This window comes from Candidatus Binataceae bacterium (assembly GCA_035294265.1).
In the GTDB taxonomy this organism is placed as follows: Bacteria; Desulfobacterota; Binatia; order Binatales; family Binataceae; genus DATGLK01.
This window is the reverse complement of the sequence record DATGLK010000025.1, coordinates 93955-110748: the sequence shown is the minus strand read 5'-3', so window position 1 is coordinate 110748 and position 16794 is coordinate 93955. Positions and strand designations below refer to the sequence as shown.

15 protein-coding genes are annotated in these 16794 nt (G+C 62.6%); 9 read left to right on the top strand and 6 right to left on the bottom strand.

The genetic code is table 11. The features are described from left to right. Positions 1–155 precede the first annotated feature (155 nt). The 6 genes from VKV28_04605 to VKV28_04580 all read right to left on the bottom strand — a co-directional run bounded on the left by VKV28_04605 (position 156) and on the right by VKV28_04580 (position 7329). Positions 156–941 (bottom strand): ABC transporter ATP-binding protein, encoded by a 786-nt coding sequence (locus VKV28_04605; GenBank protein ID HLH76070.1) that lies wholly within the window; start codon positions 939–941, stop codon positions 156–158. Continuing rightward, positions 938–1978: an iron ABC transporter permease gene (locus VKV28_04600; GenBank protein HLH76069.1), complete on the bottom strand. Its 1041-nt coding sequence runs from the start codon at positions 1976–1978 to the stop codon at positions 938–940. Before VKV28_04600 ends, VKV28_04605 begins: the two co-directional genes overlap by 4 nt. After that, a complete protein-coding gene (locus VKV28_04595) occupies positions 1978–2784 on the bottom strand; it encodes a helical backbone metal receptor (GenBank protein ID HLH76068.1) in 807 nt (268 codons plus the stop codon). The genes VKV28_04600 and VKV28_04595 overlap by 1 nt, the downstream gene beginning before the upstream one ends. A gap of 76 nt (positions 2785–2860) precedes the next feature. Continuing rightward, complete coding sequence (locus tag VKV28_04590) at positions 2861–4687, bottom strand: FAD-binding protein (GenBank protein ID HLH76067.1); 1827 nt, start codon at positions 4685–4687, stop codon at positions 2861–2863. A gap of 167 nt (positions 4688–4854) precedes the next feature. Continuing rightward, on the bottom strand, positions 4855–6051 hold the full coding sequence (locus VKV28_04585; protein ID HLH76066.1) for a DUF3500 domain-containing protein: 1197 nt from the start codon (positions 6049–6051) through the stop codon (positions 4855–4857). A gap of 39 nt (positions 6052–6090) precedes the next feature. Next, entirely contained in the window at positions 6091–7329 is a 1239-nt protein-coding gene (locus VKV28_04580; GenBank protein HLH76065.1) for a M24 family metallopeptidase, read from the bottom strand. Between the two features lie 262 nt (positions 7330–7591). Between VKV28_04580 and VKV28_04575 the strand changes: the two genes are divergently transcribed. From VKV28_04575 to VKV28_04535, 9 genes are all read left to right on the top strand, one after another. Beyond that, entirely contained in the window at positions 7592–8917 is a 1326-nt protein-coding gene (locus VKV28_04575; protein ID HLH76064.1) for a hypothetical protein, read from the top strand. A gap of 33 nt (positions 8918–8950) precedes the next feature. Continuing rightward, the gene (locus tag VKV28_04570) at positions 8951–9814 is read left to right on the top strand and encodes a hypothetical protein (GenBank protein HLH76063.1); all 864 of its coding nucleotides are present in this window, start codon (positions 8951–8953) and stop codon (positions 9812–9814) included. A 158-nt stretch (positions 9815–9972) separates the two neighbouring features. After that, positions 9973–11295, top strand: coding sequence for an MFS transporter (locus VKV28_04565; protein ID HLH76062.1), 1323 nt, complete (start codon positions 9973–9975; stop codon positions 11293–11295). A gap of 158 nt (positions 11296–11453) precedes the next feature. Beyond that, positions 11454–12722 (top strand): Rieske 2Fe-2S domain-containing protein, encoded by a 1269-nt coding sequence (locus tag VKV28_04560; protein HLH76061.1) that lies wholly within the window; start codon positions 11454–11456, stop codon positions 12720–12722. Positions 12723–12752: 30 nt separating this feature from the next. Then, on the top strand, positions 12753–13394 hold the full coding sequence (locus VKV28_04555; protein HLH76060.1) for a hypothetical protein: 642 nt from the start codon (positions 12753–12755) through the stop codon (positions 13392–13394). Positions 13395–13400: 6 nt separating this feature from the next. Then, a complete protein-coding gene (locus VKV28_04550) occupies positions 13401–13691 on the top strand; it encodes a 2Fe-2S iron-sulfur cluster-binding protein (GenBank protein ID HLH76059.1) in 291 nt (96 codons plus the stop codon). A gap of 63 nt (positions 13692–13754) precedes the next feature. Further along, positions 13755–15008 carry a Rieske 2Fe-2S domain-containing protein gene (locus VKV28_04545; GenBank protein HLH76058.1) on the top strand — a complete coding sequence of 418 codons (1254 nt, stop codon included), beginning with the start codon at positions 13755–13757 and terminating at the stop codon, positions 15006–15008. A 184-nt stretch (positions 15009–15192) separates the two neighbouring features. Continuing rightward, positions 15193–15849 carry a phosphatase PAP2 family protein gene (locus VKV28_04540; GenBank protein ID HLH76057.1) on the top strand — a complete coding sequence of 219 codons (657 nt, stop codon included), beginning with the start codon at positions 15193–15195 and terminating at the stop codon, positions 15847–15849. Position 15850: 1 nt separating this feature from the next. After that, positions 15851–16792, top strand: a complete 942-nt coding sequence (locus VKV28_04535; protein HLH76056.1) for an inorganic phosphate transporter — start codon at positions 15851–15853, stop codon at positions 16790–16792. The last annotated feature ends 2 nt before the right edge of the window (positions 16793–16794 follow it).

Here is a 16794-nt window from a genome sequence, read left to right as displayed (position 1 = left end):
GCGTGCGATGGCCTCCCGATATTCGTTCGCGCCAAAGGGCAAATCCCCAGCGACCATGCGATGCTGGGTTTGAAGGCAATCGATGCGCGTTGCTTAAAGCAGCGCGGCACGCATAAAAGATGGCTTCCTTCCTTGATTTTCCTCCTGACCCGCACCTATTGAGCCAAGGGCAGCACCGCCACCGCGCCGCTGGCCGGATTGCGTCCGACGTAAACCCGGGTGCCGTACGCCAATTCGAGGTTGGCTGCGGTCAGGATCTGTTCGGGCTGGCCACTGCCCACCGCACGCCCATCCTTGAGCAGCAGCACGCGGTCGGCGTACAGCGCGGCGGCGTTCAGATCGTGCAGGCTGGCGATCACGGCCATTTGGCGCTCTCGGCGCAGCCGGGCGAGCACAGCAAAGATCTCGCCAACGTGCTTCAAATCGAGAAAGGCGGTGGGCTCGTCGAGTAGCGCCAGCGCCGGCTCCTGGGCCAGCACGCGGGCCAGGAAGGCCCGGCGCCGCTCGCCCCCCGATAGTTCGCTTATCGGCCGCGCCGCCAACTCCGTCAGCCCCAGCAGCGCCAGCGCTTGATTGGCGAGAGCCACGTCCTGGCTGCCCTCCAGCCGCCAAGAAGCCAGATGGGGCGCACGCCCCATCAGCACCAGCTCGACCACATTGAAAGCGAATGAGATAGGTGTTTCCTGCCCGAGCACTGCCAGTTGGCGTGCAAGCTGCCGGCGTGAATAGGCCGCCAGCGGCCTCCCGTCGAAGCGGACTTCGCCCGCGCCCGGCGCGATCGCGCCGCTTAAAACCTTGAGCAGAGTGGATTTGCCCGCTCCGTTAGGCCCTAGGATCGCCACCAACTCGCCTGGCCATACCTCCAGGGAAACGCCATGCAAGACCAGCTGGTCGCGATAGCCAGCCTCTACCCCCTGTGCGCTCAGGATGGGCACGCTCACAGGGCCACATCCCGCGCGCCGTCACGGCGCAGCAGATAGATGAAAAACGGCGCTCCGCACAGCGCGGTAATTACTCCCACCGGCAACTCGGCAGGCGCGATCGCCAGCCGCGCGATCAAGTCCGCCACAACCAGGAAACCAGCTCCCGACAACATCGCAGCCGGCAAAAGCAGGCGATGGTCGGGGCCCCAGCGCAAGCGGATCAGGTGCGGCACGATTAGGCCCACAAAACCGATCATGCCGCTGACCGAGACCGCCGCACCAATCATCACAGAAGTGGCCACAAAAATACCGCGGCGCAATCCTTCGACGTCAACCCCGAGATCGCGCGCCGAGTCTTCGCTGAGCGCCAGCAGGTTCAGATCACGGGCATGCCAGTAAAGCCAAGCTGACCCGGCCGCAGCTGGCATCGCGACCAGACCGATTTCGGTATAGCTGGGCGCCTCCAGGCTTCCCACCAGCCAGGCCATAATGCCGCGGGTCTGGTAGAGGTCGACCAGGTTGTTGATCAACAGAATCAGGGCTGACCAGAATGTGTTGAAGATCACTCCCACCAACAGCAGGCTCAAGGGATCCAAGCGCCCGCGCACCTGTCCCAGCCGATACACGAGCAAGGTTGAGAGCAGGGCCAGGACGAAGCCGGCGCCGGGTGCCAGGGCCTCACTTATTCCCAGCCGATAGCTGAACACCAGAGGCAGGATCGCGCCGAAAGCGGCCGCGGCAGAGATTCCCAAGGTTCCCCCTTCCGCCAGCGGGTTGCGCACCAGAGCTTGCAAAGCGGCACCGGCGGTAGCCAATACCGCACCCACCAGAGCGCCCATTAGCACTCGCGGCAGACGCGCTGCCATCAGGATGGCATGATCGGGGCTGGCGGGGTCGCGCAGCGCACGCAGCAGGTCGATTCGCACTGCGCCATGCGCGATCGCCACAAGCAGCACGGCCAGCAGTACAACTGCCAGCGCGCCCAGGACCCTCACCATGCGGGCTGCAGTCAAGTAGGCCTCGCGGTGGGAGCTGAGAGCGCCCGAGATAGCCATCAGCGCGCTCCGTGGTAGGCGGGCGCGAAGGCCTCTGGATGAATCAGCGCGGCGATAATCGCCAGGCTCTGGCCAATGCGGGGCCCGGGATGGAGCACCGGACTCAGCGGATAGCCCACCACTTTCGGACCGAAGCGACCAGCTTGGTAGCGCAGCCAGAAGGAATCGAGCGCGGCCGTGTCGCCCCTACGGCCATCCAAAATCACTGCCGGCGCCTGCGCTATTACATATTCCAAGCTCAGCCGGGGCCATGCTTGCCCCAGGCCGGCGGCGATGTTGATGCTGTCGGCCAGCTCAAGCAACTGGCCCAGATAGCCGCCACCGACCGCGATCAACGGCGCGTGCCCGACTACCATCAGAACTCGCGGCGCGGATCGGCCACGCAGGCGCGCTTGCACAGTCGCTATCTGCTCACGGATCGCCGCCACGACCGCCGCGGCCCGTTCGCGATGGCCGGTGCGGGCGCCGATCTCGATGATCGCCTGCTCAATTGCCGCAATCGAATCGTCGCGAGTCAGCATTAGGCTGAATCCCATCGCGGCCAGGCCGCGCACCGCCCGTTCGTTGGCGGCCGAGGCCAAGCCCACGATCAAGGTCGGACGCAGACCCGCGATCGCCTCGATATTGGGCTCCAGGAATGAACCCACGCGCGGTAGCTTTCGTACCTGTGGCGGGTAATCGCAATAGTTGGAAACTGCGACCACTTCAGGCCCGGCACCTACCGCGAAAAGAATTTCGGTGGTCGAAGGCGCCAGCGACACGATCCGTGGGGCCGCGGCGCCCCATGCCGCCGCACTCGAGGTCACGCAGAGTATAACCGCGACCAACGGCCCCAAGCGGCCGTGGTGACAAGAGCAGGCGCAAGCGATCAAACGGGCCTCGTTAAGAACGACCCAGACGCGCGCTTAGGGCCGCTTCCAAAGCGGGAAGGATGGCGGCCCAATCGCTGACCAAGCCGATTTCGGCGCGCTCGAAAATCGGCGCGTTGCGGTCTTTATTAATTGCGACCGTGGCGTGGATACGCTTGAGTCCGATGGTATGGTTGGGAACGCCGCGAACGCCGACCGCCAAGTAAAGCAGCGGCTCAATCGCTTTGCCGGTCAGCCCGACCTGGATTTGTCGGGGTGCCCAGCCCAAATCGGTAACCCGACGAGTCGCGCACAAGGCGGCGTTGATCGCACGGGCAAACTCTTTGACCCGCGCCACGCCCGGAGGGCCGCCGACACCGACGCCGATACCAACCACAATCTCTGCACCCTCTAACGGCTTGATCATCGGATCCAGCAGGGGCTTGCGCGCCAGCAGCGTGGTTCGCGGCGCGGGTAATGAAGGCCGGAGGGTCTCCAATTCGATCGGACCGCGCCCAGGCCGAGGATCGGCCAGCGGCAAGACCCCCGAGCGCACGGTGGCCATCTGGGGAAAAGTGCGCGAAATAATCGGCGCGATGACGTGCCCGCCGAAAGCGGGTTTGTAGGCCACCATCCGCCCTTCGCCATCCAAGGCCAAGCGAATTGCGTCACCGGTCAGACCCAGGCCCAGGCGAGCCGCCAGCCGAGGGCCCCAATCGCGTCCCAGCTCGCTGGCGTTAACCAGCAGGGCAAAGGGCCGTGCCTCGACCACCAGCGGCGCCAGCGCCTCCACGATAGACTCGGGGCGGCCGTCAGTGAGGGTCGGATGATCAAACAAAATGGCGCGGTCGGCGCCGTAGCTGGCAAGAATCGGGCGCAAGTCTGGGCCGCTGAGCCCCACCGCGACCAGGGCCGAGCCCAGCTTGCCGGCCAATTCGTCGCCAGCCGACAGCAATTCCAGGCTACCGCGGCTAACCTGATCTCCCGCAGTTTCGTAAACCACCCAAACCTCGCGCCCAGCCTTCGATGGGCGCAGCTGGGCGGGAATCGGGCGGCCGGGTGGGCGCGCTGCTTTCAACACACCCATCCGATCGAGTTCGGCGACGACCTCGTCGGCGGCCCGTTGCGGATCGCCGGTATCGATGAATTTGCAGGCGACCTTGCGCGGCTCCTCGACCATCACGTCCTGAACCCAGGTTGGGGAGCCCTTGGCGCCCAGCAGGGCGGGATCGCAATGCAAGTCCGCCGCGCGCACCAGCGCGATCGGCGCCAGCTTAGCTGCCTCCATCGCCGCCGGCGTCACCCGCGGCGGCCGTGCCTTGCGCTCGGCGCAGGTCAGTAGCGCGGGCAGGCGGCATTGCACTTCTTCATGCCCGTCATCGCTCTCGCGCACGACGCGGACGACCTCGCCCTCGAGCGTAAGCTCGATCACATTGGTGATCTGGGCAATCCCCAGCAGCTCGGCGACCTCGGGACCAACCTGTCCGGTTTCGGAATCCAGCGAATAACGGCCCATCAGAATCAGATCGAACGCGCGCGGCCCCAGCCAAGCCGCCAGCGCGCGCGCGGTAGCCAGCGTATCGGCGCCGGCAAAGGCGCGATCCTCCAGATGGACCGCTTCTTCCATCCCCATCGCGAGCGCCTGAATAAGTACCTCGCGGGCCTGCGGCGGGCCCATCGTGAGGACCGTGGTTTGAGCGCCCAACTTTTGGCGAAACTCGGCAGCGTAGGCCACCGCGTTGAGATCCAACGCGTTCATTACGTTGGGCCCGTCGCGTTTGATGGTCTTGGTTACCGGATCGAAGTTGACATCTTCGATTAGCGGGATCTGCTTGACGCAGGCTGCGATCTTAAGCGCCATGGATTGAATGAACCACTCGGCGGCTATGAAAACATGGCCGCCCGCGCGCGGTCAATCCATCCACCGCGCGGCTGGCCGCGTCAAGGTCGGCCTTTTAACTCACCGGGCACGCTAGTTGCCAAAAGCGCGCAACCGGCATACCGTGCGCCCACTCATTTCACTCCGCGTCAGGAGGGCTTACCCAAACGATGGGGGGTGTGCGGATGGGAGTGGTCGAAGCGTTCGTAATGCTGGCGCAAAAGATCCATTCCGTAGTCGTTGCCGTTGGGAGTTCGCACCACGGTATGGATGTGGTTGCGATTGTGCTCATCGTTGTTCAGCGCAACTCCCGGCTGATGGTCGAACTCGATCAAGATGACCGGGCTGTGGACGCGATAGTAGAACACGCCTTCAGGCGCGCATTCGCCCATCCAGGCAAAATAGGTACTCGGCAAATGGGCTTTGATCTCCTCCAGCTTAAGCGCGGCGTGTCCAGAGTGCATCCGGCCCACGTAAGTCCCCACCAGTCCCAATAGCAGATCCTGTTGGGCCGGGCCGAGATCTGGATAAGCGATACCCTCGTAGTTGAGGCGCAGATTGTCGCGAAAGGCGGCAGCAAAGAGTTCCTCGGGTAGTGTTCGCGCCAAGGTGGCGCGCGCGCGCTGCGCCGGACTGAGCGCATTCATGACCGCGAAGCCCCTTTCCTCCTCTTCGGCTAGCACGCGAACGCCGGCGTATTTGCCTGAATGCGCCACTACCGGTTCAGAACCTAAGAAGGTGGGCGTCATCACGATCTGCTCGCCAATCACTAGGCAATTGATGACCAGGTGATGGCCGTCAAGCTGCCAGCCCCACGGTTGGGTGGCCGAGGGATTACCGAACAAGCTCATCCAGTAATACCATTCGCCGTAATTGTCGTCGCGGCCGGTAATTTCACGAATGTGCTCGTTAAGCTTCATCACTGCGCGCGCCGATTCAAATCCCGCTGCGCTCATGCCAGCACGCACCAACTTCAGAGCCGCGCCTTTTTGCCGATCGTCGACATCGTCCAGGCATACGCCATGTCGCATCATGTAAACGTGCACATTGCTCCAGGCGCGCCATTGCACCGAGTCCAGCGGAAAACAGGCCGCCGCGCGCTGGCTGGGAGAAAGCGTCGCGAGCCAAGCTTGCGCCGCCTCGACCAGCGGGGCGGGCGAAATGCCGGTGGAGCGCAACGGAAATAATCCGTGAGAGGGGCTGCCGTCGCTGCTGATTCCAACAAAGGGTTCCGCCAGACTTGCGTGGGCTCGTTCGATACTGCGGCGCAATCGTTCCGGATGCGGGAAGTTAGAGTGCTTGGCCGGCAGATTGGGGCGATTTGTTCGTGGCTCCAGCGTTTCCATCGCGATCTCCTTGCGAAGCCAAGTTAAATCGTAAACCGATCAGTTCTGGACGAATAATTCCTGCGCCCGGCTGCCCAAGCGCCGCGCGCCGCGAGCGGTCACCACCACGCTATCGCCCCAGCGTCCGTACTCGGTCTTACCGTCCAGGATGGCCGAGGGCTTGAGTGCAAAACAGCACCCTTCCCGGAGTTCCATCGATAGCACCGCGGCCGGCGCGGGCCGGCGCGAGACCAGCAAGGGGCCGTCGTCGCCGGTGCCCCGCCCATGCATCCCCAGCCCGCTTTGCAGCCGGCCGCCAAGCCCGCTGAGCGTCGCCGCCTCGATCAGTTCGCCTATCGTCACCCCTGGCGCCATCTTGGCCAGCACGCGATCGAAAGCCTCGCAGGCAAGCTTCATCCCCTCGCGGAGGGCCGCGGGAGGCTCACCCATGATGAGAGTTTGATCGATCTGGGCGATATAACCACCCCAGCGCCCTTCGACCTCCACCCCGATGACGTCGCCCGGCTGCAGCTGGCGAAAGGTCGGCTGCTCCAGGCGATGATAAGGCGCATCCAACGGTCCACTGATCCATCCGATCATCGGTGGAAAGCTGCCACCGGCCTTGGCGTTGGCATACATCATCTCGGCAAATAACCGGCGCTCGCCTACACCCGCCCGCGCATGCTCGCGCAACGCCGCCAAAGTAACCTCAGCGATCTCTACGCCATGGCGAATAAACTCGACCTCCTCCTCGCTCTTTTGCCAGCGCGCCTCGCCCAAAAGCGGCGTAGCGCTAACGAAGCGAGCCTTTGGGAAGGACTGTTTGAGCAGCTCCAGCGAGCGCCAGTTGACTTCGCCTTCGGTCTCACGGATACGCGCAAGCAGGCTTGAATCCAGCCCGGCCACCCCGATGGTGGCGGACTGGAAGCGGGGATTTTCGTTCAGCCAACCGCAAATTGTCAGGCCGCCGGCACCGCGCGCCGGCACCGCGCGGATGTCTTGTTCGAACCAGTTGGCGCCCGGCCAGATCCCTGCCCACGAATGCCAAGCGGTGACCTGGCCCTCGAGCGGAAAGGCCACCGTCACCTCGTCACTGTTCTCGCCAAGCTGAGTCAGATAACGCGCATCGGCGCTTCCGCGATCGTGACAATTGGTGCACGGAAGGCAGACGATAACGTCAATCCCCTGGCGCGCCATCAGCCCGCGCACCTTGGCCCAACGCCGGTCGCGCTCCTCCAGCGAAAAAACCGCGTTGCTCCATTGCTCCCGCCACGGACTAGACTGAGTCTGCATTGTCATCGGCTTTCCTCCCGCATGACAGAGCGCCGGCGGATGGCGCGGCCTGGCGATTGCCCGTAGGGCTAACCGGCGATTGCCGATTTCCGCTTCCACTTGCTATCTAACCCATTTATCGGGGAAGGAAAACCCGAAACTCGCGTTGGCGATTCGCTTATAGATAGCAAACCCTTGCGCTGAAGAACGGCTTTTCCTACGTATAAGGCTGGGTGGAAGACAATCTTTGACTAAAATTCAACGTCTACAACGCGGGAGCGGACTAAGCATGGGCAGCGGGGAGCATCCAATCGAAGCCTTCAACAGCCGGCGCCGTATGACCGGCCGCGTGCTCGGTATCGGCGGCGCGCTGGCTGCGCTCGCGATCATAGTCTGCATGTGGCCCCGTGCGGGCATCGACCGCGGCCTGACCGCACTGAAACATTCCACGCAGCAGGTTGCGCAAAAACTCGGCCTGACGGCGGCACCGCTCTACGCTGATGAGGGTAACGGCAGCGCGAGCAAGGGAGGCAAGACCTTCGCCGAGATGGCTGATCATATTTTTGGCGGCGACATCACGCCCGAGCGCGCCATTTGCGATCCCTTTCCCGAGTTCAACGGGGTCGCAGTAGACCCGGCCAACAACCTGGCGGTCTTCACCGCGCCCAACGTGAAGCGGCTGGTGCTTTATCACAGCCAAGCTGGGTCGGATTCCTCGCAACCCACCGATTCGCTGGGAATCATCAGCGGCGAAGCCAGCCGCATCTCGGGCGAATCGGGCGTGGCCCTGGATCCCGTCAAGCGCGAGATCTATGCGGTCGATACCGATATCGGCAACACCCTTGTGGCTTTTCCCTACTCGGCGCGCGGCAACGCAGCGGCACGGATTTTGTCGATGCCAGTGGGGGCCTACGGGCTGGCGATAAGCCAGCGCTATCGGCAAATCGCAATTACCAACGAGGACGACGGGGTGATCATGTTCTTCCGCCTGGGCGCCAAGGGGGTGGAGAATCCGTTGCGTGAGTTGCGCGGCGACCACACCGGGTTGGCCGAACCCAAGGGCTTATTCTGGGACGATCAGCATCACGAGCTGATTGTAGAGAACGTGGGCGATATCAACCGCGGCAAATGGGACGCCGATTACAGCGGTGGGGGGCGTTACAACCCACCTTCGATTACGGTGTATTCCGACCAGGCCAAGGACGATAGCGCGCCGCTTCGCAAGATTCAGGGCAACAAGACCCAGCTTAACGACCCCGTTGGATTGGCGGTGGATCTGGCTCACAACGAGATTTACATCGCCAATATCGGCAACAATTCAATTACGGTTTATGCCCGCGATGGTCAAGGCAATGCGGCCCCCGTGCGCGTGATCAAGGGACCTCACACCAATATCCAAAGCCCCATCGGGCTGGCCTACGATGCCATGCACAATGAATTGTGGGTCGCCAATTTCGGCCATACCGCCGAGATTTTCGACCGCACCGCCAACGGCGACGCCACACCCAAGCGGCTGGTGCGCAGCGCCCCGGCCGGTACCCCAACGGTGGGGGTAGTTCTGCCACAGGCGCTAGCCTTCGACAGCAAGCGCAATCAGATCCTTGTTGGTCATTGAATCGGCGCCCCGCGGGTTGCGGGATTTGCCAGGTTGGCAAATGGTGACGCGGCTCCGACCATGATTTTGCAGGGCGAAGCCACCAGACTCACGCGCGAGTCCCACGGAATCGCCTACAGTGCGGCGCGCGACGAGTTTTATGTGGGACAGCCGGTGGCCAGTTCGGTGGTAATCTTCAAGGGCGGCGTGAACGGCGACGCCAAGCCGGCGCGGGTACTGGTAGGTTCCAAGACCCGACTGCATAACCCATGGGGAATCGGGGTTGACGACCGCGACCATGAGATTTCGGTCGCCGATTTTACCAGCAACTCAATTCTGACCTATCGCAGCGATGCCGGTGGCAACGCCAGCCCGATTCGGGTGCTGAGCGGACCCAAAACCAAGCTGTTCAAACCGGTGGGCGTGGTGATCGATCCGAAGCGCAACCTGATGATCGTGACCGCGGACGGAATCTACTTCTATAATCGCACCGCGCAGGGCAACACCCCCCCGCTCGGCATGATAAAAGGCCCACGCACCGGAATCATCAGCACCTGGCACGCGGCGCTGTATAAGGACCTGCTCTTTGTGAGCGTCAGCAACGTCGATTGGCGGCCGGCCTACGACTATGCCGGTTATGGTTGCCGACCGGGGCTGACCAGACCACCGGCCTGGGTGTGGGAGCACACCCCGGGCTTCATCGGGGTGTGGAAGGTGACAGATCGGGGCGACGTGCCGCCACGCGCGGTCATTCGCGGCCAGGAGACCATGCTCCACGATCCGGGCGGAATCACGATTGACCCCAAGGAAGGCGAGGTCATCGTCGGCGATACCTCGCATAACGGCATCTATACCTTTTCGGTGCCGCAATTCTTCGAATTAGCGGGCGGCTCGACTGGCGGCAACGCCGGGATGTAAGCAACCTGCCGCCATCTGGCAACGGTTGGCGGCTTGGTAACTTAGGCGGGGAGGCTGCACTCGATTGCGGCCTCCCGTAGAAGCCCAGGCGTCTGCTTCTTCGCTTCCCTACGCCACCGCGCTGCCAGCCTAATCTCATCGCCCGAGGTATTTGTCCCATGCAAAGCCCGGCGCCAGGCGCGCTCTCCCAGCAGCCGGTGTCACGCCGCCAGATCTGGATAGCGATCTGCGCTTCGGTCTTCGGCTGGTCGTTGGATCTGTTCGACTTCTTCATGATCCTTTACCTGGTGCCGACCATTGGGCCGCTGTTTTTTCCCTCTAGCCGGCCCACACTCTCGCTGGCTGCGGTATACGGCGCCTTCGCGGTCTCGCTCCTGATGCGCCCCGCCGGCGCCGCGCTTTTCGGCACCTATGCGGACCGCCGTGGCCGCAAACGCGCAATGACCGTGGCCGTGATCAGCGTAGGCCTGGTGACCGCGCTGATGGGCGCGCTGCCCACCGTGGCCCAAGCCGGATTATTGGCGTCTGCGTTGTTTGTGCTGTTGCGCCTCATCCAGGGCATCTTCGTGGGCGGCGTGCAGGCTTCGGCCGGCACAATCGGACTGGAAACCGTAACCGCGCGCTGGCGCGGACTGCTCTCCGGCACCATGGTGGTGGCTACCGCAGGCATGGCGGGACTGGTTATTTCGGCGGTTTTCTATGTAACTTCGTCGCTTTACCCCGGTCCTGAGTTTGCGGTTTGGGGATGGCGGGTGATGTTCTTTTGCGGTCTGCTCAGTTCGCTGCTGGGAATTTTTATTTTCCGTACGCTGGAAGAATCGCCCTTGTGGGCGCGCTTGCAAACCCACAAGCAGCCACTGGACCAAGCCCCGCTGCAAGTCCTGTTTTCCGCGCGCTACCGGCGCACCCTGCTGGCCAATCTGGCCGTCGCTTTCGGCGGCGCCGCGCAGTATTACCTGACCTCAGGCTACTTGCCCACCTTCCTGGCGGTAATCAATCACGTGCCCAAGGCTACGATCGCCTCTATCCTGACCTTGACCAACATCTTGCTGATCGGCGCCGGCGCTATCGCAGGCCATCTGAGCGAGCTCACCGGGCGTAAGCGTTTTTTCCTGGGCTGCGGTCTGCTCAACGTGATTGTCTTGCCGATGTTGTATCGCGCCCTGGCTCACGCCGACACTCACCAAATGGGAACAATCGTGCTCTTGACCATCGCCCTGGGAACTCTGGCAAACGTTGCTACCGCGCCGATCCTGATTTTTCTCAACGAGCGCTTTCCCACGGAGATTCGAGCCACCGGGACCGCGGTTTGCTGGACGGTGGGCTTCGCCTTGGGCGGCATGACTCCCACCTTTGCCACCGCCTTGGCGGGCAACCTGACTCGATTGCCCCATCTGCTCCTACTTTTTCTGGGCTTCGCGCTTGCGGTCTTTCTGGTGGGGGCCGCGATCGTGCCCGAGACGCGTGGCCAGCTTCAATAGTAAACTATCCATTAGTCCTGCGCCGCAAAGCGGAGGTCAACTGCGCGGCTTGACGCGCAAGCCCATCGGGCGATAACTGTGCGCATACGGACCGATGACAGGTCCGGCGCTGAGGGCTTGCGTTGCTTTGGCATTCGAGCGCCCCAGGAGGCTCTGCGATGCTGACCCGAGAGGAAAACGAGGCACTGTGCCTGGTGGGACCGGGGAGCCTGATGGGCGAGTTCCTGCGCGAACATTGGCTACCCGCTATTCGCACGCCGATGCTGATGGCTGGCGGTGCGCCGGTGCGAGTGCGCCTAGCGGGCGAGAATTTTGTCGCCTTCCGCGCGACTGACGGACGGGTGGGCTTCTTCGATGAGGGCTGCCCCCATCGCTGCACGTCGCTGGCTTTGGCCCGCAATGAAGACAACGCGCTTACTTGCATTTTTCACGGTTGGAAAATCGACGTCTCGGGCAAAGTAGTCGAAGTGCCATCCGAGCCGCCCGAACGGCGCGCCGAATTCGCCGCCAAGGTGCGGGTGCGCCATTATCCGGTGCGTGAAGCCGGTGGCGCGGTCTGGGTCTACTTGGGCAAACGAGAACAGCCGCCGCGCTTTTACAATTTCGAATTCAACAGCTTGGACGCCGCCCACTGCGCACCCAATCGCGCCGTGCTGCATTGCAATTGGATGCAAGGTTTCGAGGCGGTCCTGGATTCGGCCCACGTCGGCTTTTTGCATCGCGCCTCGCTCCGCACCAACTCCGCCGACGCCCGCTTGGCCACCGTCACCAGTCCGGTGTTCGAACTGAGCTTACGCCCCTATGGGTTTCGCGAGGGCGCGCTGCGCAATCTGCGCGACGGCACGATTTACGCCCGCATCCGCGAGGTGGTACTGCCACTGTTCTCGTTCATCCCGCTCAGCCCCGAGGGGCGCAAGCTTATGATCTGCGCCATTGCGCTGGATGACGAATGGACAGCGCAGTGGTACTTCTGGTACGACCCCGACAAACCCCTGCCCGAGATGGTCGGCAGCATGGGCAACACTTCGGACGACCCCGACAATTTCTGCTCGGATATGGGCAGTATCGAAAACTGCTGGAATCAGGATCGTGACAAGATGCGCGAAGGCCATTGGAGCGGGCTGCGTTGCTTCGATTACGAGGATTTCGTTTGTCAGGAAGCGATGGGACCAATCGTCGATCGCAGCCGCGAATACCTGGGAAGCAGCGATTCCATCGTAATCAAGGTGCGGCGATGGTTGCTGGAAGCCGCGCGCGAGTTTCGCAAAACCGGCAAGGTCGGCTTCGCGCAGGATCTGCCCAGTGCCAACTATGCAAAGATCCGCGCGCTTGCGATCCGATACAAGGCGGAAATCGATTGGCAAACTTTAGACTCCTTCAATCCGCCCGAACCAATCATTGATAACAGCAAGAAGGAATTTATCTAGGTTTTGCGGAAGGCACGGGAGAATCTGATCATGGCTAAAGCGCACGCCCTGATGGAACGCATCGATTTTCTGAGCGACCTGACCCGACTCAAATACCAGGGTTTTTTGCCGCTGCATAACGATCACATCATAGGACTGCGCTATCTCAAGGGCGTCAGGCCACAGGTCCAGGTAATGAGCGCAACCGGCGTGGTCTCCTCCAACCTGGCCTACCCGGGAGAAGCAATGAATGTCATGCCAGCGCTGGTGCCACACACCGTGCGCGGCCTGTACGGCTACTGGCATATCAACGAGGAAGATGAACTGACTATTCCGATACCGCTCAACAACGGCGAGTCGGTGGTCGTATTGCTGGAGGGGATGCCTAAAGCGGGACGTTGGGACCGCTTCGTGCAGTTCTGTCGGACCTGCAACCGCAGAATCCATGAACACGGAGTCAAAACCGGCGAAGTTGGAATTGCCGGCTTCTGGAAAGCGGAAGAGCAGGCGATCGCGCAGTTCAACGGCGATTTGAAGTTGCGCACCTGCCCCGATTGCGGCACGGTCAACCGCCACGCCTACAGCTATTTCAGCCAGTTCAAAGGGGATCGCGAGCAGCGGCAGGCGATGCTGGCCGACCAGCGCGAGACCTGGGGCCAGGCCGCGGTCAAAAACAGCACCCGGCAGGACTGATCGCCCATGGCGCGCGTCGCTTTCCATCCCTCCGACATCGTGATCGAGGTCACCCCGGGTGTCACTGTGCTCAAGGCGGCGCAAGCTGCCGGCATCGAAATTGTTTGGTGCTGTGGCGGCAACGCAATCTGTACGACCTGCCGATGCCTGGTCAGCGTCGGCGCCGATCGGCTCTCGCCGCCCGAACCCTTGGAATTGGAAATCCTGGCGGCAGTCGATCTGGAACCCCCCTGGCGCTTGGCCTGTCAGGCCAAGGTTATCGGCGACGTCAGCGTAGAAGTTCCATTTATACCGTAGCGAAGCGAAGGTTGCCGCGAAATGGCGCAAATCTGAGGCTCACAACCACCGCAAGAACGTAGCATGCTTACACGACAAGAAAACGAGTTGCTATGCCGGGTCGGACCCGGTACCGCGATGGGTGAGCTGCTGCGGGAATATTGGATGCCCGCCCTTCGCAGCGCCGCCCTGCATGCAAACGGGGCACCGATGCGAGTGCGGATGCTGGGGGAAACCTTCGTCGCCTTCCGCGCCGGTGACGGGCGGGTGGGCTTTTTCGACGAAGGCTGCCCTCATCGATGCACCTCGTTGGCGCTGGCACGCAACGAAGACAACGCACTGACCTGCATCTTTCACGGCTGGAAGATCGACGCCTCGGGCAACGTGGTGGAAGTCCCCTCCGAGCCGCCCGAGCGACGAGCGGAATTCGCCGCCAAGGTGCGGGTGCGCCATTATCCGGTGCGCGAGGCCGGCGGCGCTATCTGGGTCTATCTGGGCCGGCGCCAGCCACCAAGCTTCTGCGATTTCGAATTCAATCGTTTGCCCGCCAACCAATGCCTGGCCGTGCGCGCGATCCTGCATGCAAATTGGCTGCAGGTGCTGGAGGTCACCCTGGATTCATCCCACCTCGGCATCCTGCACTCGCACTGGCTGCGCAATCCCAACAGCTTCGCCAGCTCGCTGGTCAGCGTTAACACCGGTCCGACCTACGATTTCATGAAGACCGCCTATGGCTTTCGCGAAGCTGCCTTGCGTGAGCTTTCTGATGGCACGGTATATACCCGAATTCGCGAACTAGTGGCGCCCTTTTACGCGTTCGTTCCGGCCGACGCCGGCCTGCTGCATCTGATGCAATGCCCGGTCCCGATCGACGACGAATGGAGCGTGCACTGGACCTTTCGCTACGATCCTTGGAAACCAATAAATCCGGACGAACTGGCGGCGACCCAGCGCGGCACCTCCGGCGATGGGAACAATCTGCACTCCGATCTCGGCGAATTCGACCAGATGTGGGGTCAGAATCGCGAAAAGATGAAAGCTGGGCACTTTACAGGGATGGGCTGCCTGCAACACGAGGATTGGGCGGTGGCGGAATCGGCCGGCGCCATCCCCGATCGCACTCGCGAGCATTTGGGCTCCTCCGACAGGATCGTCATTCTTTATCGACGCATGATGTTGCAGGCGCTGCACGCCCATCGACGGGGAAAACCTGCACCCGGGCAGGAGCAGGAAGTCGATTACGGCGCCATCCGGGCGGTGACGCTGCGCAACGCCAAAGGTCTCGACTGGCGCCAAATCGACCCGCGCGATCCGCCCCCCTCGCTGCCCTTGCGCTGATGTCATTCGAACAGGGCCGCGCGTGCCGCTGTGAGGCAGGCCGGGCCAACCGACTCCCTCTGTAAGCCAGCGACAGGCGATACGTGCGATTGTGAAACGCTGAATCGCGCGATAGAGATGCCCTGGGCAGAGCGTCGTCGGGCTGCGCCCGTCGCCTCGCCGTCAACCCAGGGAGGCCGCTGCCATGGACACCGCGACACGCTATTCAAAGCCGCTCGCCTTCGCGCTCGCCATCGGTGGCGCGCTTTGCGCGGTGCTGATTTGGGGCGCCGCCCGCGCCCCTTATTTTCCCGGCGACGTCGCCTTGGCCCGGATGGTTCAACGCGCACTGCCGTATTCTCTTGGGTGGGCCAGGCAAATGACGGCAGCTGCCGATCCTCCAGCCTGCTTCGGCCTGCTGGGACTTGCGTTCGTCGGTGCCTGGATATTCAGCGGATGGCGCGCCGCACTGCTCGCTTTGCCGATTTTCTTCGGGCTTTGGCTGTTTGGGTTGTGGTTGTCGCCGGTCGTGGCTCAGCCGCGCCCATCGCCCGTGCTGATCCATGTTCCGATAAGACTGGGCGGCCATGCCTTCCCGTCAATCTCGGCCTTGGTCTATGTCGCTACCTTCGGCTATCTCGGCCTGCTCGGCGCGCTCGACCTGCGTGGCCTGGCGAGAGCAGTAATTGCACTGGCGGTATTGCTGATACTGATGGCCTGCGCGGCAGCCCGCCTGGTGTTGGGTGCGCATTGGCCCAGCGATCTGTGGGTGGCTTATCTGATGGGACTGGTCTGGATCGGCCTGTGGCTGCCCTGGCGCCACCCAGCTTTCTCTGCCGGCAAACGAATCGGGGGAGCGTGATATGGGCCTGAGCGGCGCGCTCCTCATCCTGCTTGCGCTCGCGTTTGCCTGGAGCATGGGCGCTCACTATACCGGCGCCTGCATGGGGATGCCTTACGCCACCGGTTCGATCGGTTTGCGGCCAGCCCTGCTGGTGATGGCGATTCTGGTCATGACGGGAGCGAGCTTCTTGAGCCACCGCGTCCTGCTGACTGTGGGCCGCCACGTGATCGAGGTCGATTCGCTGCACCCGGGCGCGGCGGCAGCGATAATCGCCGCTGCTTTTTTTCTAACTACGCTTTACAACCGTCTTAAAATCCCCACCTCGACCATTCAAATCTTGGTTTTCGCGGTGGCCGGCGCGGGTTTGGCCCTGCACTTGCGGGTGCAGTGGCTGACGATCGCTCGCCTAGTCGTAGTCTGGATCCTCGCGCCGCTTGTCGCGATAGCTTTGGGCTGGGCCTTTACCCTGCTGCTTGACCACCTTCCCGGCTTTCATGGCAAGGCGGCGCTCGCCGGTAAGCTGTTAGTCGCCGCCGGCGGCTTGGCTTCGCTGACGATGGGCGCCAACGACGTCTCCAATGCCACCGCCCTGTTTATCCCTGCTCACGTCAGCGGTTTGTATGCCGCCGGTGCAATCGGCGGGCTGGGATTGGCCGCGGGCGTTCTGACCTGGGGTCGGCCGCTGTTGGAGCGAGTCGCGTTCGAGATTGTTCGGGTGGATTTAGCCATGGCCAGCGCGGCCCAGTTGGTGCAAGGCCTGGTGGTGTTGTCGGCGGTGGTGGGTCTGGGTGACTTCACCTCGATGAATCAAGCGCTGGTGGGCGCTTTGCTGGGCGCCGGCTTGGCACGCGGACGCAACACGGTTTCCTGGCCGGTGCTGAAGGCCATCCTCAAGGGCTGGGCGGTTGCGCCGGTGTCGGGCTTGGCGCTTGCTTATCTGTGCGCAATCACTTCGAGATAACC